This window comes from Paraburkholderia sp. GAS448 (assembly GCF_050435685.1).
Taxonomy (GTDB): Bacteria; Pseudomonadota; Gammaproteobacteria; order Burkholderiales; family Burkholderiaceae; genus Paraburkholderia.
On sequence record NZ_JBNDKT010000007.1, the window covers coordinates 54,602 to 72,479 of the forward strand.

A 17,878-nucleotide genomic window follows, 5' to 3' on the forward strand; every position below is an offset into this window, starting at 1 on the left:
GTCAGCCCTTGTAATTTTTTCCCTTTACCAGCCGCAGGGGGGTATAGACCATGACTTCCGAGCCGTCCTGCTTGAACACCCGGTTGCGCGTGCGCACCAGTCCCAGCCCCGGACGCCCATTGCTGGCCCTGCATTCGATCACTTCGCATTCGGCATGAACCGTGTCGCCCACGAAGGTCGGACCCTTGATATCGAGTTCCATGTTCAGGAATGCAAAGCCCACGCCTTGCATCGTCGCCTGTGTTAGCAGTCCTTCGATAAACGTAAACACCAGTGCGCCCGGTGCGACCCGGCCTTTGATGGCGGATGTCTCTTTCAGAAATTCAGTGTTGGTGAACAGCACTTCGAGCATGCCCGTGACCGAAACGAAATTGACGACATCCGCTTCGGTCACCGTACGACCAACGGTCTTGAATCTGCGACCGACGGGCAGATCTTCCCAATGAATCCCCAATCCAACTGTTTCGATTTCTTCCATTTGCCTGTCCTTTTTCTGTCGTTGTCGCGTGCCGTTAGGGTCAGGACGCGTTGCTCAGTTTTTCTTGACGCGTCCGAGGACGCTGTCCGCGACTATGTTTCGCTGGATCTGGTTGGTCCCCTCGATGATCTGTACCACCTTGGCGTCACGGAAATAGCGGTTGATCGGGTATTCGTTCGAGATACCCGCTGCACCGAACAACTGCACGGCGTCGGTGGCGACTTTCATCGCGACGTCGGAGGCGAACAGCTTCGCCATCGCCGCCATCGGCGCCAGCTCGCGTCCGGTCATGCCAGCGTCCACCAGAGATGCCGTGTGATAAACGAGCTGGCGCGCGGCTTCGGTCTGTGTGACCATGTCGGCCACCATCCAGCGCACGCCCTGGAAGTTGCTGATGGTTTGCCCGAACGCGACGCGGTCCTGAATGAAACGGATGGTGTGATCGATCGCGCCCTGCGCGATACCCACCGCGCGTGCCGCCACGATCGGACGGCTGGTATTGAGCGCTTCCATCGCCACCTTGAAGCCTTGCCCGCCTTCGGGGCCGAGCCGGTTGTCGGTGCTGATCAAAGCGTCGTCGAAGAAGAGCGGGCAGGAAGCGACACCGCGCGCGCCCATCTTGTCTTCCTCGCGGCCGATCGTGAGGCCGGGTGTCTTGCGATCGACGATGAACAGGTTGATGCCGAGCGGATTGCCCTCTTCATCGAGCGTTTTCGCCGCTACCAGCATGAAGTCGGCGATATGCGAATTGGTGCACCAGATCTTCGAGCCGTTCAGCACGTAGCCGTCTTTGTGGCGGCGTGCCGTGGTGCGGATACCCGAGACGTCCGAACCGCTCTGCGATTCGGTGATGGAAAGCGCGCCACGCAGTTCGCCTGAGGCAAGCCCAGGCAGCAGGCGCGCCTTCTGCTCTTCTGTGCCGCCTTCCAGAATCGCGCCGAACGGCGTCCATTGCACGACCAGCAGATAACCCGTGTTGTAGCAAACGCGCCCGAATTCCTCGACGGCGATGCAGGCGGACATCACGCTGCCGGCGCCGCCGTACGCCTCGGGAAACGGCAGCGTGAACAGGCCCAGTTCCTTAAGCAACGCGTACATGTCGTGCGGATACTCGGCGCTGCGGTCAATTGCGTCCGCGCGCGGCGCTACCCGTTCCGTTGCGACGCGCCGTATCAGATCGCGGATCTGAATCTGATCGTCTGTCAGTTGATAAGTCACGTTGTAAGTCTCTTGCGAATGGTGCGAGGCCCGATACGTAAGCAGCATTCGAAGGCGCGTATTGATGCAACGCACGCTCAAGCTGTTTCCTTGATCCCAGGCTCTTCAAAATACTGAACGATGTTCGATAAAGTAAACGATGACTTGGGGCTCGTCAAGCGCGATGTCGCGTGGACAGGGGTTTGCCCGTAGTGCGCTCCGGGCCTTGTTCAGATGTAGTGAGAGCCTTGTCGGGCGGCGCGCGACGGCCGTTAGCGGAGGTTGACATGGCAGTTTCTGCGCGTTTATGATGTGGAACAGTGTTCGGGTATTTGATTGTTTTTGGTTGGAGGCTGGTGTAACGGCTGGGTTCGGCATCAAGGCCCGTGGCGGAATTCATTGGAGGAGCGGGAAATGGAGTCTGTTTGTCCCGAAGTCGACTATCAGAAGTTTCTGGCCGAAGGCCGCCTGATGATCCAGCGCAGCCGCAGCAGCGGCCGCCACGTGTTCTACCCACGGGTGGCCGAGCCGGTCACGGGTGCGCGCGATCTCGAATGGGTAGAAGCGTGCGGGCGGGGCACGGTTTACTCCACCACGGTGGTGAGGCAGAAGGCACCCACGCCGAGTTACAACGTCGCGTTGATCGACCTCGACGAAGGGGTGCGGATGATCAGTTGTGTCGAAGGGGTTGAACCGGATGCGGTGCGCATTGGCATGCCCGTTCAGGCGAAGATCGTATATAGGGACGACGCGCCGCTGGTCGTCTTCGAGCCAGTCTGAGGCCGGCTAACCGGCAGCATGCGCGGAAGGCAGCCGCTGCATCGACGAGAGACAGATCGCATGGAATTCAACTTACGTGGACGTACCGCGCTGGTGGCAGGCACGACATACGGAATCGGCGAGGCGCCGGGGATGTCGTCGCTGGATCTGGCGGCGCGGGCATCGGTCGATGCACTGGCGCAGGTCGGGCTGTCGCCAGGCGATGTCGACGGCCTGTTTGTCTGCACGCCCGACGACATGTTGTCGGGCCTGACATTCGCGGAGTATCTCGGCATCCACCCCACGTTCACCGACAACAACCGCAGCGGCGGCTCGGCGTTCGAGATCTACGCGCACACGGCAGCCATGGCGCTGGTCACCGGCCAGATCGACGTCGCGCTGATTGCTTATGGCAGCAATCAGCGCAGCGCGTCGGGCAAGCTGGTGCAATCATCGCGCCCTTCGCCGTGGGAAACCCCGTATAAGCCGATGAACCCCGTGTCGTCGTATGCGCTGGCCGCGGCCCGGCATATGCACCAATACGGCACAACCCGCAGGGATCTTGCCGAAGTGGCAGTCGCGGCGCGCAAGTGGGCCCAGCTCAATCCCGAAGCCTTCGTGCATACCCCGTTGTCGATCGACGATGTGTTGGGCGCGCGCCTCGTATCCGATCCGCTCTCCGTGCGCGACTGTTGCCTCGTCACCGATGGCGCGGCGGCGGTCGTGATGGTGCGCGCCGAACGGGCGCGCGACCTGACTGACAAGCCGGTGTATCTGCTCGGCGCGGCTTCAGCCACGTCGCATCGCGAGATCGCGAACATGCCCGATCTGACCGTGACGGCGGCCAAAGAATCAGGGCGACGCGCCTATGCGATGGCGGGCGTCAGCGCCAGCGAGATCGATGTCGCAATGCTTTACGACGCATTTACGATCAACACGATTCTTTTCCTCGAGGATCTCGGCTTTTGCCCGAAAGGCGAGGGCGGCCGCTTCGTCTCCGATGGCGGGATCGCGCCTGGCGGCCGTCTGGCGGTCAACACGAACGGCGGCGGTTTGTCGTGCGTGCATCCAGGCATGTACGGGTTGTTTCTGATCGAAGAATCGCTGCGGCAGCTGACAGGTCGTGCTGGAGAGCGCCAGGTGCCGGGCGCGCGGCTTGCCGTCGCGCATGGCAATGGTGGCGTATTGTCGAGCCAGGCTACCGTGATTCTCGGTACCGAAGAAACGTTGTGACCGGCGCCAGCGGGCCCGTGCCCCTCGCCACGCAGGCAGCGCACCGATCCAGCGGTCCCGGTCAACAGGAGACAGACAGATGAGCGAACAGGCCACCGGCGACGCGACACAGATCGTGCAGGTCCAGCATGACGGGGCGATCGCAGTCGTCACCCTGAACTACCCCGAACGGCGCAACGCGTTTTCGCTGAAGATGCGCGAGACGTTGTACGACCGTCTGCATCACTTGATGCACCACGAGGACGGTTGCCGGGCGATCGTGCTGACAGGTGCCGGCAACACGTTCTGCGCGGGCGGCGACATCTCGGAGATGAAGCCGCGCAAGGTGCTCGAATACCGCGAGCGCAACCAGCTGCCGCTCGAGATCTTCAAGCTGATGGTGTCTGGGCCGAAGGCCATCGTCGCGGCCGTCGAGGGGTGTGCGTTTGGCGCGGGCCTTTCGCTCGCCGCCGCATGCGACATGGTGGTCAGCTCATCAGCGGCGCGTTATTCGAGTGCATTCGTCAAGGTCGGATTGATGCCTGATACAGGTCTTTACTGGTCCCTCGCGCAACGCATCGGCGGCGGACGGGCGCGCGAGCTGATGCTGAGCGCCCGCGAATTCAACGGCACGGAAGCCTTGCAGATCGGTTTTGCCAATCAGGTCGTCGAGCCTGGGCAGACGCTTGCCGCGGCGCTGGACGTCGCCCGCCAGTATGCCGCGCTGCCGGCGGTGGCCACGGCGCATCTCAAAGCGGCGCTGGCGACCGGTATCCGCACCCTCGATGAAGCGATCGAAACTGAGGTCAATCTGCAGCCCATCCTGCGCCGTAGCCGTGAACATCGCGAGGCCGTCAGCGCCTTCATGGACAAGCGCAAACCGGTATTCGTGGCTGACTAGGGGATGCACATCATGAGCGAGAAGCATTCGGATAAGAGAAACGCGTCCGCGTCGATCGAAGTGACCCGGGATGGCTCGGTGGCGATTGTCACGCTGAACAATCCTGGGCGCCGCAATGCGATGGGGCGGCAGATGCGTCAGTCGCTGCGCGACACGATGCACTGCCTGCTGACGGCCGATCCTGACTCGCGCGCGATCGTGCTCACCGGTGCGGGCGAGCACTTCTGCGCCGGTGCCGATATCTCTGAAATGACGCAGCGGACCATCCTGCAAAGCCGCGAGATTCTGGTTGAATCGTGCGTCGTGGTGCGTGACATGCTGGCGGGCGCGAAGCCGGTCGTGGCCGCTGTCGAAGGCGTGGCGTTCGGCGCGGGGCTGTCGCTGGCGGTGGCCACCGATTACGTGGTGGCGGCGTCGAACGCGCGCTTTTGTGCGGCTTTTCTGCGGGTCGGGCTGATTCCCGACACTGGCATTCTGTGGACGCTCCCCGAAAAAATCGGCATGGCGCGCGCCAGAGAGATGCTGTCGCTCGCGACGGAGATCGATGGCGTCAGGGCCGGTGAGATGGGTCTCGCGAACGAGGTCGTCGAGCCGGGCGCGGCACTCGCTGCCGCGGTCGAAGTGGCCCGCGGCCTCGCCGCTCGTCCACCGCTTGGCGTGGCGCTGCTGAAGGCGGCGCTGACCGACGGCGCCACCACGATGGATGCAGCGTTGCGTGCGGAGATCGACTATCAGCCAGTGCTGCGCCAGTCCAAAGACCACCAGGCCGCTTGCCAGGCGTTTTTCGACAAGAGCACGCCGGCCTTTACCGGTCAATGAAGCTTGAGGAGGCTCCGATGAGTGTCGAGCGAAATGAAGCACTGGGCGGCACAAGCGGCGCGGGCGGCCAGCCGGGCACGGACGATCTGAACGACATCGTGCAGGTGCGCCGCGAGGGCGACGTGGCGGTCGTCACAATGAACTATCCGCAACGCCGCAATGCGTTCTCGATAAAGATGCGCGTTGCGCTGATCGATGTCTTCCAGCACCTCGTGCACGAAGACGCCGCGACGCGCGCGATCGTACTGACCGGCGCGGGCGGCCATTTTTGCGCGGGTGGCGACCTCGCCGAAATGCAGGATTTCACGCCTACGCTGCTTGAACTGCGCGAACGCATTGCAGTGGGCGTGCGTCTGTTCCGGTTGATCTACACCGGCACCAAGCCGGTCGTCGCTGCGGTCGAGGGCACCTGCTTCGGCGCCGGGCTATCGCTGGCTGCCGCGTGCGATCTCGCCGTGAGTAGCAATGAGGCGAAATATTGCTGTGCCTTCGCCAAGGTGGGTTTGCTGCCTGACACCGGGCTGCTTTGGACCTTGCCGCAGAAGGTCGGCGGCGGCAAGGCGCGCGAATTGATGTTGAAAGCGCAAGTGATCGATGCGGCGACGGCGTTGCGCATCGGCCTTGTCAACCAGACCACCGAGGCGGGCGGCGCGCTCGACGCGGCAATCCAGCAGGCTGCGCGCTTCGCCAGTTATCCGCCCGTTACGCTGGCGCTGTTGAAGGCGAGCCTCGTCAACGCAGGCAACTCGATCGAAGACGCGTGGCGGCTGGAAGTCGATTTGAATCCGTTGACGCGTCAGACTGGCGACCACACAGAAGCTGTGGCCGCGTTCATGGAGAAGCGCAACCCCGTTTTCACCGGCACCTGAGCGTCCCGGCGGGTGCGCCGTTTCGCCTTTGCGTTCGTTGTGTCGCCCCTTGTTTCCGGCCACTGGATTTTACGGAAGTACACCGACCATGTTCACACCCGATCTGCTCAAGAACAAGAAGATTCTGATCACCGGCGGCGGTACCGGCCTCGGTAAGAGTATTGGCCGGCGCTATCTGGAACTCGGCGCGGAGCTGGTGATCTGCGGGCGCCGCAAGGAAGTGCTCGACGCCACCGCCGACGAATTTCGCTCCGCTATCAGCGGTGCGCAGGTCACGACGATCGCCGCCGACGTGCGCAGCGCCGAGTCGGTGGAAGCGATGATGGACACCATCTGGCAGTCCAGCCCGCTTGACCTGCTGCTCAACAACGCCGCCGCCAACTTCATCGCGCGTACCGAAACGCTCTCGGCGCGCGCGGTGGATGCTGTGCTCGACATCGTGCTGCACGGAAGTTTTTATTGCACGATCGCGGCGGGCAAGCGCTGGATCGAGGCCGGCCGCAAAGGCAACGTGATCAGCACGGTTTCCACACCGACCATGACCGGTTCGGCTTTCACTGTCCCGTCGGCGGCGGCAAAGGCCGGCGTGCTCGCCATGACGCGCAGTCTTGCGGTCGAATGGGGGCCGAAGGGGATACGCCTGAACGCGGTGGCGCCGGGTCTCTTTCCGACCGAAGGCGCCTGGGAACAACTCTATCCGCCGGGCTCACAGGTCGAACCGCAGGATCGCAGCGTGCCGTTGCGGCGCTTCGGCGACCATGCCGAACTGGCCGATCTGTACGCGTACCTGGCCTCGGATGGTTCCGGCTACATCACCGGCGACATGATCGTAATCGACGGCGGTCGCTGGATGCAGGGCGTTGGCGGCCCCACCTTCCGCGCCATGCAGGACTGGAGCGACGAGCAGTGGGACGCCATGCGTGCTCATGCGCGCAAGAGCTGACCATGGGGCCGCTCGCTGGCGTCAAGATTATCGAACTGGCCGGCGTCGGACCGGGCCCGATGTGCGCAATGCTGCTCGCCGACCTCGGCGCGACGGTGCTGCGCATCGACCGGCGGCAACCGGTCAAACTGGGTATCGAGCGTCCCTTGCGTTACAACCTGCTGCTGCGCAATCGCAAGACGGTTGCGCTCAATCTGAAGGATCCGGCCGCGATCGAACTCGTACTGACGCTGGTGGAAAATGCCGACGCCTTGATCGAAGGCTTTCGTCCTGGTGTGACCGAGCGTCTGGGACTCGGGCCGCAAGTGTGTCTTAAGCGCAATCCGAAGCTGGTCTACGGGCGTATTACCGGCTGGGGGCAGGAGGGGCCGCTTGCGCAGTATGCGGGTCACGATCTGAACTACATCGCCATCACGGGTGTGCTGAACGCGATCGGCCGCTTCGACCAGCCGCCCTCGATTCCGCTAAACCTGATTGGCGACTACGCGGGCGGCTCGCTATATCTGGCGATGGGCCTGCTGGCCGCCATCCTTCATGCCCGCGATGGCGGCACGGGTCAGGTGGTGGATGCGGCGATCGTCGACGGCACGGCGAATCTCGCCACGACCTTTTTCGGCATGCAGGCGGCGGGTATCTGGAGCGAGCAGCGCGGCACCAATATCACCGACTCTGGCTCACATTTCTACGATGTCTACGAATGTGCCGACGGCAAGTGGATCACGGTGGGTCCGATCGAAGACAAGTTCTATCTGCAACTGCTGGGTTTGCTCGAGATCGCGCCGGACACGCTCGGCGCCCAGCTCGATCAGCACAACTGGCCGGCCGCGCGCGCCTTGTTCGCGCTGAAGTTCAAGACTCGCAGCCGCGCCCAGTGGACCACCCTGCTCGAGCATTCCGATGCGTGTTTCGCGCCGGTCCTGTCGTGGTGCGAAGCGCCTGAGCATCCGCATCTGAAGGCGCGGGGAACGTTTATCGAAGTGGATGGAATCGTGCAGCCTGCGCCCGCGCCGCGTTTTTCGGCGACTGTGCCTGCGCCGCCGACGCCGCCGGAAGCACCTGATCCGGCTGCGCTGGATGCCGCGTTATCGGTCTGGCTCGACGCGCACACCATCAACCAACTGAAGCAAGCAGGGACGTTGGCCTGAGAGGCTGATGAGCGAGACAAAAAGGATGGACGGCCGCACGCGCCGCCGCAACGAGTCGAGACGAGACACTCATGGATCTGCGATATACCGATGAAGAGCTGGCCTTCCGCGAGGAGGTGAGAGCCTTTTTCAAGGAAGCTTTGCCGGAAGACATCCGTCGCAAGGCAGCGCTGGGTCAGCGCTACTCGGCCGCCGACCTGCGTCGCTGGCAGCGCATTCTGTACCAGCGCGGCTGGGCGACGCCCGCGTGGGACAAGGTATGGGGCGGAATGGGCTGGAGCGCGGTGCAGCAGTACATCTTCAAGGAAGAGCTGCATATGGCGCCCGCGCCGGAGCCGCTGTCGTTCAACGTCAACATGATCGGGCCGGTGCTGATTGCGTTCGGCAGCGACGAGCAGAAACGCGCTTTTCTGCCGCAAATCGCGAGCCTCGAATACTGGTTCTGTCAGGGCTTTTCGGAGCCAGGCGCCGGCTCGGATCTGGCCGCGCTGCGCACCCAGGCCGTTCGCGAAGGCGACCATTATGTGATCAATGGCCAGAAGTTGTGGACCTCCACGGCGCATCACGCGGACTGGATGTTCTGCCTTGTGCGGACCGACGCGAGTGCGAAGAAGCAGCAAGGCATCACGTATTTGCTGATCGATATGAAGACGCCCGGTCTGAGCGTGCGCCCGATCATCACCATCGACGGCCATCACGAAACCAACGAGGTGTTCTTCGATAACGTGCGCGTACCGGTGGCGAACCGGATCGGCGAAGAAAACAAGGGTTGGGACTACGCCAAGTATCTGCTCGGTAACGAGCGCAGCGGAATCGCCCGTGTGGGTGTGTCGAAGATGCGAATCCGGCACGCCAAAGACCTCGCAAAACGCACGCCGTGCGGCGATGGTGTGCTGTGGGATCAGCCGCAGTTCCGCGAGCGCGTGGCGGCGATCGAAGTCGAACTGAAGGCGCTGGAAATCACCCAGATGCGGGTGATCGCCGAAAGCTCCGCACGGGGCAGTCATGTGCCGGACCCGAAGACGTCGATCCTGAAGATCAAGGGTTCGGAGTTGCAGCAACGCTCGGCCGAACTTCTTCTGGAAGTGGCCGGCGCCGACGCACTACCGCTCGATCTCGACTTCCTGCGTGGCCTGGGCGAGCCGATCCGCGAGCCGGACTGGGCGCTGACCATCGCGCCGAATCACTATTTTGCGCGTCACGTTTCGATTGTGGGTGGATCGAACGAGATCCAGAAAAACATCCTCGCCAAGTCCGTTCTCGGGCTTTGAGCGTCAATCGAAACGAGGAGAAGCATCGGCCATGGATTTTGACCTCACCGACGAGCAACGCATGCTCAAGGACAGCGTCGAGCGGCTCGTGAAGGACGAGTACAGCTTTGAACAGCGTGCGCGGTACCTGGCGGAGCCGGAGGGCTTCAGCCGCGCACAGTGGGCGCGTTACGCGAGCATGGGCTTGCTGGGCCTGACGTTCGACGAAGCGTTCGGCGGCAGCGGCTGCGGCCCGGTTGAAACGATGATCGTGATGGAGGCGTTCGGCCGCGGGCTGGTTGTCGAGCCCTATCTGGCGACGGTGGTGCTCGGCGGCAGCTGTATCCGGCTTGGCGGCAATGTTGCCCAGCGCGAAGCGATTCTGCCGCACATCGCCGACGGTTCATTGCTGATGGCCTTCGCCCACGCCGAGCCGCAGTCGCGCTACGAGCTCGCCGACGTGGCCACCTGCGCGCGACGCGACGCACAGGGTTGGTTACTGGACGGTGCAAAGCGCGTCGTCATTCACGGCGGCAGTGCGGACCGGCTAATCGTGTCGGCACGCGTGTCGGGTGCGCGCCGCGACCGCGCTGGCATCGCGCTGTTTCTGGTTGACGCGAACGCGCCGGGTCTCACACGCAGCAGCTATCTGACGCAAGACAGGCTGCGTGCCGCGGATATCGATCTGTCGGGCGTGCGCGTGACCGACGACGATGTGATTGGCGTGGCAGGCGAGGCGCTGCCGCTGATCGAAACGGTCGTTGCGCAGGCGATTGCCGCGCTGTGTGCCGAAGCGGTCGGCTCGATGGCGGCCGCGTATGAGGAAACCGTTGCATACCTCAAGGTGCGCAAGCAGTTTGGCGTCGCGATAGGTTCGTTTCAGGCGTTGCAGCATCGTGCCGTGGACATGCTGGTCATGGTCGAGCAGGCGCGCAGCATGGCGCTGTTCGCCACCATGATGAGCGCGGAGCCGGATGTCGCGGAACGCGAGCGCAGCATGTCGGCCGCCAAGGTGCAGATCGGCCATGCCGGCCGTTTTGTCGGCCAGCAGGGCGTGCAACTGCACGGCGGCATTGGTATGACCGAGGAATGCAAGGTGGGGCATTACCTGCGTCGACTCAGCGTGATCGACATCCTGTTTGGCGCTGCCGAACACCATTTGACCCAGCTCGCCAGCGCGGGCGGACTGATCGACGCGGCTGCTTAAGTGCGCCGCCCGATCGCGTGACCGGAACCCTTGAAATGAGCAAACCTAGCCCCTCTGATCCGCATCGGGAACTGCGCGACGCATTGCGCGATCTGTCGAAAGAATACCCCGACGAATACTGGCGCCGCATCGACCACGAGCGGGTTTATCCGGAGGCGTTCGTCGATGCTTTGACGCGTGCTGGCTGGATGGCCGCGCTGATTCCACAGGAATACGGCGGCTCAGGGCTGGACCTGGTCGAAGCCTCCGTGATCATGGAAGAGATCAACCGCAACGGCGGCAATTCCGGGTTTTGCCACGGCCAGATGTACAACATGAACACGCTGCTGCGCAACGGCTCTGAAGCGCAAAAGCGGGCGTACCTGCCTAAGATCGCCAGCGGCGAACTGCGTCTGCAGTCGATGGCCGTGACCGAACCGACCACGGGCACGGATACTACCAGGATGAAAACCATGGCGCTGAAGAAAGACGGCCGCTATGTGATCAACGGGCAGAAGGTGTGGATCTCCCGTGTGCAGCATTCGGACCTCATGATTCTGCTGGCGCGCACCACACCGCTCGCCGACGTGAAGAAGAAATCTGAAGGCCTGTCATGCTTTCTGGTCGACCTGCATCAGGCGATCGGCAACGGTCTGACCGTGCGGCCGATTCCAAACATGGTCAATCACGAGACCAACGAACTGTTCTTCGACAATCTCGAGATTCCCGAAGAGAGCCTGATCGGCGAGGAAGGTAAGGGCTTCAAGTACATCCTCGACGGTCTGAATGCCGAGCGTGCGTTGATCGCCGCTGAGTGTATCGGCGACGGTTACTGGTTCGTCGATCGCGCCTCGAAGTACGCGAGCGAGCGCCAGGTGTTCGATCGGCCCATTGGCATGAACCAGGGCGTGCAGTTTCCTATCGCCGAAGCGTATATCGATGTGCGGGCGGCTGATCTGATGCGCTATAAGGCATGCGAACTGTTCGACAGCCAGGAGCCGTGCGGCGCCGAGGCGAACATGGCCAAGCATCTGGCCGCCACCGCCTCATGGAAAGCCGCTAACGCGTGTCTGCAAACGCACGGGGGCTTCGGCTTCGCCTGCGAATACGACGTGGAGCGCAAATTCCGCGAAACCCGTCTTTATCAGGTGGCGCCCATTTCGACCAATCTGATTCTGTCCTACGTAGCCGAACACGTGCTGGACATGCCGCGTTCGTTCTGAGCGGCGCGCCTATTGAGGGAGACATCCATGGGCTACGAGACCATTCTCTATGACGTGAAGGACCGGATCGCTACGGTCACGCTGAACCGTCCGGAACAGATGAACACCTGGAACGACACGGTGGCCACCGAGGTGTACGAGGCCATGCAGGCCGCCGGCGCCGACCGCGGCGTGCGCGTCATCGTCTTTACCGGTGCGGGCAAGGCGTTCTGCGCGGGTGGCGACATTCATAGCTTTGGCGGCGATCCGAACGCGCTGATGACCAAGCTGCCGCGTCCGTTCGACATGCGCAAGCGTGCCGACTGGCAGACGCGCTGCTCGTACTACCCGGCGATACCGAAGCCCGTCATCGCGATGCTCAACGGTGCGACGGTCGGCATTGGCCTGATCCATGCGCTCTTCTGCGATATCCGCTTCGCCGCCGAGGATGCCACGATCACCACCGCCTTCGCGCGTCGCGGGTTGACTGCTGAGTACGGCATGGCGTGGATCCTCTCGCATCACGTCGGGCACGCACGGGCGCTCGATTTGCTGCTGTCCGCACGCAAGATCAAGGGCGGCGAGGCAGAACGCATGGGGCTCGTGAATCGCGCGTTCCCATCCAGCACATTGGCGGACGAGACATATGCCTATGCGCGCGACCTGGCGGAGAACTGCTCCCCGCGCTCGATGCGCATCATGAAAGCGCAGCTATGGGAGGTGCCGTTCCAGACACCGCATGAAGCGATCATGTCTGCCGGGCTGGACATGCCGATCGCCAATCAATGCACCGACTACAAAGAGGGTATTGCAAGCTTTCTCGAGAAGCGCAAGCCGAATTTCACCGACGATTGATACGCTCCGGGGCAACGTCATGCTGAAGTACGAAGTCATCAAGAACTGGCCGATCGAAGACGTCACCCAGGCTTACACCGAACGCGATGTCATGCTGTACGCGCTTGGTCTTGGCATCGGCGGCGATCCGCTGGACGCGGCGCAACTTCGCTACGTCTACGAGAAGGATCTGCAGGCGATGCCGACCTGCGCCGCCGCGTTTGCGTGGCCTCGGTCCTGGATGCGCGATCCCCGTGCCGGCGTCGACTATCTGAAGGTCGTGCATGGCGAACAGGACGTCCGCTTCCTCCGCCCGATGCCGACTGCCGCCACTCTCGTCAGCAAGACGCGTGTGAGCCTTGTTTCGGACAAGGGAGCGGACAAGGGCGCAATTGTCGAGCTCAAGCGCGATCTGATCGAGGCGTCAAGCGGCGAGCGGCTCGCTGAAGTGCGGCAGGTGTCGTTCCTGCGCGGCGACGGCGGCTTCAGCGCGGAATCAGGCGTGAGCGATGCGCCGCCCGAAGCATTGCCCGCGGTTCCCGAGCGCGCGCCCGACAGCGAATTCGAGTTCGGGATCTCGACGCAGGCCGCGTTGATTTACCGCCTGTCCGGCGATTCGAATCCACTGCATGCCGACCCCGAAGTGGCCGCGAAGGCTGGCTTTAAACAACCCATACTGCACGGTCTCGCGACCTACGGGATCGCCGGGTATGCGGCGATTCGAACCTGCGCGGGAAATGATGCCGCACGGCTAAAGCGGCTTGCGCTTCGCCTCACTTCACCGGTCTATCCGGGCGAAGTTATCCGTTTCCAGTTCTGGCGCGACACTGGCACCCGTTTGTATTTGCGTGCGCGAGTCGATGCGCGCGATGTGGTGGTGTTGAACAACGGCATCGTCGAAATCGGCTGAACACGGGACCCGGTGTTTGTCCTGCGCAGGCGTAAGGTCAAAGGAGTGTAGGTATGGAATTGCGAGAAAGTCTCGAAGACAAGGCCTTTCGCGCATCGGTGCAGGAATTCGTGGTTGCCCGGTTGCCCGCGGATATCCGCGATCGCGTGCTGAATTTTCGGCATCTGCCGCGCGAAGATTACGTGCGCTGGCAGCGCATCCTCGCGGCCAATGGCTGGGGTGCGCCTGCATGGCCAATCGAATACGGGGGGGCAGGGTGGAACGCTGCGCAGCGCAATATCTTCGATGAGGAATGCTTCACCGCGGGTGCGCCGCGCCAGATGCCGTTCGGTCTGTCGATGGTCGGGCCGGTGCTGCAGAAATTCGGCACAGCGGCGCAACGTGACTATTTTTTGCCTCGCATCGTGTCGATGGAGGACTGGTGGTGTCAGGGCTATTCGGAGCCCGGCGCCGGTTCCGATCTGGCTTCGCTGAAGACACGCGCCGAGTGCATCCCGCGGGACGGCGAACCGTTCTATATCGTCAACGGCCAGAAGATCTGGACGTCGTTTGCACAGTGGGCCAACTGGATCTTCTGTCTCGTGCGCACGCACAGCGACGGCCGTCCGCAGGAAGGCATTTCTTTCCTGCTTATCGACATGAATACGCCCGGCATTACCGTGCGGCCGATTACGACGCTCGACGGCGGCCATGACGTCAACGAGGTGTTCTTCGAGAACGTCGAAGTGCCGATTCGCAATCTTGTCGGTGAAGAGCATCGCGGCTGGGCGATCGCTAAATATCTGCTCGGCCATGAGCGCACCAATATCGCGGGGCTAGGCAACTGCAAACGCTTCATGCTCCGGCTGAAGGAAATCGCGCGGACCGAACAGAAACACGGCAAGCCGCTGATCGACGATATCCGCTTTCGCGACCGGATCGCAAAGGTCGAGGTCGATCTGATCGCGCACGAGTGGTCGTTGTTGCGGGTGATTTCCGCTGAGTCAGCCGGCCGTCCGCTGGGTCCCGAGGCCTCGGTGCTGAAAATCCGCGGTTCGGAAATCCAGCAGGAACTGACCGAGCTGATCATGGCATGCGCGGGGCCGTACGCGGTACCGTTCGTACCGCAGGCACTCGAGCCGGGTTGGGCCGAAGGCACGGATGCCACGGCGCACGGCGAACTGCTCAACGCGCTGGCGCCGCACTATCTGGACTGGCGCAAGATCTCGATCTACGGCGGTTCGACAGAGATTCAGAAAAATATCATCGCCAAACTGGTGCTTGGCATCTGAGGACACGTCATGGATTTCACGCTCGTTGAAGAGCAGCAGATGCTAGCCGACCTGGTGGGCCGCTTCGTGGAGAAGGAATACTCATTCGAGGCACGGCGCAAGCTATCGGCGACACCGCGCAGCTGGTCCGAACAGCACTGGGGCACTTTCGCCGATATGGGCCTCCTCGCGCTCAACGTTCCGGACGAATACGGCGGAATGAACGCGAGTGTGGCAGAGACCATGATCGTGATGGAGGCGTTGGGTCGCGCTCTGGTACTGGAGCCCTATCTCTCGACAGCGGTGCTTGGCGCACGGTTGATCAGCCAGGCCGGTACCGATGCGCAGAAGAACCGCTGGTTGCCTGAGCTTGCGGCTGGCCGCCTGAAAACGGCGTTGGCCGCCCTCGAGCCCGGCGCGCGGTTCGATTTGTCGAACATAACGACGACCGCCAGGCCGTTGAATCAGGGTTTCGTCGTCGATGGTCGCAAAGGGGTGGTCATGCACGGCGATAGCGCCGACCTGCTGCTGGTGTCGGCGCGGACGTCCGGCGCGCAGGCCGACACGGCCGGCATCACGCTGTTCGCGATCGACCCGAAGACGCCGGGCGTCACGCTCAGGGGTTTCCCGACGCTGGACGGGCAGCGGGTCGCCGAAGTGTGCTTCTCGGGCGTGTCGGTCGAGTCCGACGCAGTGCTAGGCGCGATCGGAGACGGCTATCCTCTGCTTGAATGGACCGTCGACCACGGGCTGTTCGCGTTATGCGCGGAAGCGGTCGGAACAATGGCGAAGCTGGCCGAGATGACCTACGACTACCTGCGCACGCGTATCCAGTTCGGCAGACCCATCGGCGAGTTTCAGGCGCTTCAGCATCGCGCGGCAGACATCCTGACGGCGGTCGAGCAGGCCCGCTCAGTGGTGTACTTCGCCGCGTCGCGGGTGGCCGGGGCGGATGCCGACGAACGGCGCCGGGCGTTGTCCGCCGCCAAGAACCTGATCGGCCGGTGCGGCCGGTTCGTCGGCCAGCAGGCGGTGCAGTTGCATGGCGGAATGGGCATGACCGAAGAACTTCCGATCGGCTGGTACTTCAAGCGGTTGACCTGTATTGACATGACATGGGGTGACGCCGAGCACCATCTGGAACGCTACGGGACATACCTGTAACGCGGCGCCATGATGCGTCCCGCGCGCGGAGCCGCGCGCCTCCGTTTAGCGTCGCCCATTGAGCCGCTTCCTTGTCGTTCCAGCAGAATCGCGAGCCCAGCGGGTTCCCGCTGCCCGGCAATGGCGCGACTGCCACATGCGTTGCGAAACCTCTCCACGCCGATTCCTGGGCGATAGAAATATTTTTGCCTGGCCGACGTCATTTGCGCAGCGGAAAATATATGATACATATGTGAACGTCATTCAAAAAACTGTCGGCATGGCGATTTTGTGAACCGCCAGCTGGCCCGGAATCACGAAGGAGACATCGAATGTCAGAGACCAACCAACGCACGACGCCCGAAGTGGCGCCGATTCCCGCGCATGTACCGCCGCAACTGGTGGTCGACTTCGACATATACAATCCGCCCGGCGCCGCCGACGACTATCATCTCGCGCTCAAGAAACTCCACGACGCCGCCGTGCCCGACATCTTCTGGACGCCGCGCAACGGTGGCCACTGGATCGCGACGCGCGGCGACGACATCTACCGCATCTTCAAGGATTACGAGCATTTTTCGTCACGCCAGTTGACGGTGCCGTTAGTCGATCACGCGCCGCTGCCGCCGATCTTTTTCGACCCGCCCGATCACACCGCCTACCGCGCGTTGATCGCGCCCGCCTTCATGCCGCAAGCGATCAGCAAGCTTGAAGAAAAGGCGCGCGAAATGGCAATCGAGCTGATTGAAGGCTTTTATCCGCGGGGCGAGTGTGAGTTCGTCTCCGAGTTTGCGCAACATCTGCCCATCGGTATTTTCATGGACATGGTGGCGCTACCCGCGGAAGATCGCGACTATTTGCTGGGCCTTGCAGACAAGATGGTGCGGCCTGCCTCCGCCGCGCAGAAGCTTGAAGCGCTCGGCGCGATCTTTGAATACCTTGGCGTGAAAATCGCCGAGCGCCGTGCGAACCCGGGAGAGGATCTGATCAGCCGGATCGTTCAATCGACGATTGACGGTCGTGAGCTTAGCGACCAGGAGCTTAAAGGGCTGTGCGGACTCGTCCTGATCGGCGGCCTCGATACGGTCGCCTCCGCGATGGGTTTCATCGCCAACTTCCTGGCGGGAAGTTCCGCGCATCGCAAACAGCTGATCGACCACCCGGAGTTGACGCAAAAAGCGGTAGACGAGTTGTTGCGCCGCTTTCCGGTGGTCAACCAGGGACGGCAGGTAGCGCATGACTTCGAATACCAGGGCGTACAGATGAAGGCCGGCGACATGATCGTCATACCGACAACCCTGCACGGTCTGGACGAGCGCAAGTTCCAGAACCCGCTCGAAGTCGACTTCAACCGTCCGACACCGATTCATTCCACCTTTGGCAATGGGGCACATCGTTGTCCAGGTTCGTTCCTCGCCCGCGTCGAGATCAAGGTGTTCCTCCAGGAGTGGCTCAAACGCATCCCCGATTTTTCACTCAAGCCCGGCGCCAGAGCCGGCGTGCATGGCGGCGTCAACGGCACGCTCTACCATTTGCCGCTGGTCTGGGACGTGAAGTGAACAACACACGCTGACGATCGGCGGCTGCCCGATCTTCAGGGTCAGCCGTCACCGCAGACAAGCGGCGCAGCGCGTGGATCCTCGCGTTCGCGCTGACAGGCGCGACGGCCTTCGTCACGATATTTCGTCAGGCATCCCCAGGTGGGCGGCCGCGGAAGGTCCGTTTGTCCCGCTGTGACGGGGCTGCCGTGGCCTCCATCAGCATTCGCCAGCCGCGCGAG

17 protein-coding genes are annotated in these 17,878 nt (G+C 62.5%); 15 read left to right on the forward strand and 2 right to left on the reverse strand.

Going from position 1 to position 17,878, the window contains the following annotated elements; translation table 11 throughout:
* Window position 1: 1 nt before the first annotated feature.
* Window positions 2-478: a MaoC family dehydratase gene (locus tag P3T23_RS15425; protein WP_429317032.1), complete on the reverse strand. Its 477-nt coding sequence runs from the start codon at window positions 476-478 to the stop codon at window positions 2-4.
* 54 nt (window positions 479-532) lie between these two features.
* Window positions 533-1,696 carry an acyl-CoA dehydrogenase family protein gene (locus P3T23_RS15430; RefSeq protein ID WP_429317033.1) on the reverse strand — a complete coding sequence of 388 codons (1,164 nt, stop codon included), beginning with the start codon at window positions 1,694-1,696 and terminating at the stop codon, window positions 533-535.
* Window positions 1,697-2,089: 393 nt separating this feature from the next.
* On the opposite strand from P3T23_RS15430, the gene P3T23_RS15435 reads away from it, so the two are divergent.
* The 15 genes from P3T23_RS15435 (at window position 2,090) to P3T23_RS15505 (ending at window position 17,657) form a co-directional block, all read left to right on the forward strand.
* Window positions 2,090-2,455: a Zn-ribbon domain-containing OB-fold protein gene (locus P3T23_RS15435; protein ID WP_429317034.1), complete on the forward strand. Its 366-nt coding sequence runs from the start codon at window positions 2,090-2,092 to the stop codon at window positions 2,453-2,455.
* Between the two features lie 60 nt (window positions 2,456-2,515).
* A complete protein-coding gene (locus P3T23_RS15440; protein WP_429317035.1) occupies window positions 2,516-3,667 on the forward strand; it encodes a thiolase in 1,152 nt (383 codons plus the stop codon).
* Between the two features lie 79 nt (window positions 3,668-3,746).
* Window positions 3,747-4,547, forward strand: a complete 801-nt coding sequence (locus tag P3T23_RS15445; RefSeq protein ID WP_429317036.1) for an enoyl-CoA hydratase/isomerase family protein — start codon at window positions 3,747-3,749, stop codon at window positions 4,545-4,547.
* A gap of 12 nt (window positions 4,548-4,559) precedes the next feature.
* Window positions 4,560-5,366 carry an enoyl-CoA hydratase/isomerase family protein gene (locus tag P3T23_RS15450; protein WP_429317037.1) on the forward strand — a complete coding sequence of 269 codons (807 nt, stop codon included), beginning with the start codon at window positions 4,560-4,562 and terminating at the stop codon, window positions 5,364-5,366.
* Between the two features lie 17 nt (window positions 5,367-5,383).
* Window positions 5,384-6,235 (forward strand): enoyl-CoA hydratase/isomerase family protein, encoded by an 852-nt coding sequence (locus P3T23_RS15455; RefSeq protein WP_429317038.1) that lies wholly within the window; start codon window positions 5,384-5,386, stop codon window positions 6,233-6,235.
* Window positions 6,236-6,323: 88 nt separating this feature from the next.
* Window positions 6,324-7,178 carry an SDR family oxidoreductase gene (locus tag P3T23_RS15460; RefSeq protein ID WP_429317039.1) on the forward strand — a complete coding sequence of 285 codons (855 nt, stop codon included), beginning with the start codon at window positions 6,324-6,326 and terminating at the stop codon, window positions 7,176-7,178.
* Window positions 7,179-7,180: 2 nt separating this feature from the next.
* Window positions 7,181-8,323, forward strand: coding sequence for a CaiB/BaiF CoA transferase family protein (locus P3T23_RS15465; protein ID WP_429317040.1), 1,143 nt, complete (start codon window positions 7,181-7,183; stop codon window positions 8,321-8,323).
* A gap of 71 nt (window positions 8,324-8,394) precedes the next feature.
* Window positions 8,395-9,594, forward strand: coding sequence for an acyl-CoA dehydrogenase family protein (locus tag P3T23_RS15470; protein ID WP_429317041.1), 1,200 nt, complete (start codon window positions 8,395-8,397; stop codon window positions 9,592-9,594).
* 31 nt (window positions 9,595-9,625) lie between these two features.
* A complete protein-coding gene (locus tag P3T23_RS15475) occupies window positions 9,626-10,780 on the forward strand; it encodes an acyl-CoA dehydrogenase family protein (protein WP_429317042.1) in 1,155 nt (384 codons plus the stop codon).
* A gap of 35 nt (window positions 10,781-10,815) precedes the next feature.
* Window positions 10,816-11,982 carry an acyl-CoA dehydrogenase family protein gene (locus tag P3T23_RS15480; RefSeq protein ID WP_429317043.1) on the forward strand — a complete coding sequence of 389 codons (1,167 nt, stop codon included), beginning with the start codon at window positions 10,816-10,818 and terminating at the stop codon, window positions 11,980-11,982.
* Between the two features lie 27 nt (window positions 11,983-12,009).
* Complete coding sequence (locus P3T23_RS15485; protein ID WP_429317044.1) at window positions 12,010-12,816, forward strand: enoyl-CoA hydratase; 807 nt, start codon at window positions 12,010-12,012, stop codon at window positions 12,814-12,816.
* A gap of 19 nt (window positions 12,817-12,835) precedes the next feature.
* The gene (locus P3T23_RS15490) at window positions 12,836-13,705 is read left to right on the forward strand and encodes a MaoC/PaaZ C-terminal domain-containing protein (protein ID WP_429317045.1); all 870 of its coding nucleotides are present in this window, start codon (window positions 12,836-12,838) and stop codon (window positions 13,703-13,705) included.
* A gap of 53 nt (window positions 13,706-13,758) precedes the next feature.
* Window positions 13,759-14,976 carry an acyl-CoA dehydrogenase family protein gene (locus P3T23_RS15495; protein WP_429317046.1) on the forward strand — a complete coding sequence of 406 codons (1,218 nt, stop codon included), beginning with the start codon at window positions 13,759-13,761 and terminating at the stop codon, window positions 14,974-14,976.
* A gap of 9 nt (window positions 14,977-14,985) precedes the next feature.
* The gene (locus P3T23_RS15500; protein ID WP_429317047.1) at window positions 14,986-16,119 is read left to right on the forward strand and encodes an acyl-CoA dehydrogenase family protein; all 1,134 of its coding nucleotides are present in this window, start codon (window positions 14,986-14,988) and stop codon (window positions 16,117-16,119) included.
* Window positions 16,120-16,430: 311 nt separating this feature from the next.
* Window positions 16,431-17,657 carry a cytochrome P450 gene (locus tag P3T23_RS15505; protein WP_429317048.1) on the forward strand — a complete coding sequence of 409 codons (1,227 nt, stop codon included), beginning with the start codon at window positions 16,431-16,433 and terminating at the stop codon, window positions 17,655-17,657.
* The last annotated feature ends 221 nt before the right edge of the window (window positions 17,658-17,878 follow it).

Coding starts and splice junctions, on each gene's coding strand:
- P3T23_RS15425 (WP_429317032.1), bottom strand. CDS start 478: ATGGAAGAAATCGAAACAGTTGGATTGGGGATTCATTGGGAAGATCTG.
- P3T23_RS15435 (WP_429317034.1), top strand. CDS start 2,090: ATGGAGTCTGTTTGTCCCGAAGTCGACTATCAGAAGTTTCTGGCCGAA.
- P3T23_RS15440 (WP_429317035.1), top strand. CDS start 2,516: ATGGAATTCAACTTACGTGGACGTACCGCGCTGGTGGCAGGCACGACA.
- P3T23_RS15445 (WP_429317036.1), top strand. CDS start 3,747: ATGAGCGAACAGGCCACCGGCGACGCGACACAGATCGTGCAGGTCCAG.
- P3T23_RS15450 (WP_429317037.1), top strand. CDS start 4,560: ATGAGCGAGAAGCATTCGGATAAGAGAAACGCGTCCGCGTCGATCGAA.
- P3T23_RS15455 (WP_429317038.1), top strand. CDS start 5,384: ATGAGTGTCGAGCGAAATGAAGCACTGGGCGGCACAAGCGGCGCGGGC.
- P3T23_RS15460 (WP_429317039.1), top strand. CDS start 6,324: ATGTTCACACCCGATCTGCTCAAGAACAAGAAGATTCTGATCACCGGC.
- P3T23_RS15465 (WP_429317040.1), top strand. CDS start 7,181: ATGGGGCCGCTCGCTGGCGTCAAGATTATCGAACTGGCCGGCGTCGGA.
- P3T23_RS15470 (WP_429317041.1), top strand. CDS start 8,395: ATGGATCTGCGATATACCGATGAAGAGCTGGCCTTCCGCGAGGAGGTG.
- P3T23_RS15475 (WP_429317042.1), top strand. CDS start 9,626: ATGGATTTTGACCTCACCGACGAGCAACGCATGCTCAAGGACAGCGTC.
- P3T23_RS15480 (WP_429317043.1), top strand. CDS start 10,816: ATGAGCAAACCTAGCCCCTCTGATCCGCATCGGGAACTGCGCGACGCA.
- P3T23_RS15485 (WP_429317044.1), top strand. CDS start 12,010: ATGGGCTACGAGACCATTCTCTATGACGTGAAGGACCGGATCGCTACG.
- P3T23_RS15490 (WP_429317045.1), top strand. CDS start 12,836: ATGCTGAAGTACGAAGTCATCAAGAACTGGCCGATCGAAGACGTCACC.
- P3T23_RS15495 (WP_429317046.1), top strand. CDS start 13,759: ATGGAATTGCGAGAAAGTCTCGAAGACAAGGCCTTTCGCGCATCGGTG.
- P3T23_RS15500 (WP_429317047.1), top strand. CDS start 14,986: ATGGATTTCACGCTCGTTGAAGAGCAGCAGATGCTAGCCGACCTGGTG.
- P3T23_RS15505 (WP_429317048.1), top strand. CDS start 16,431: ATGTCAGAGACCAACCAACGCACGACGCCCGAAGTGGCGCCGATTCCC.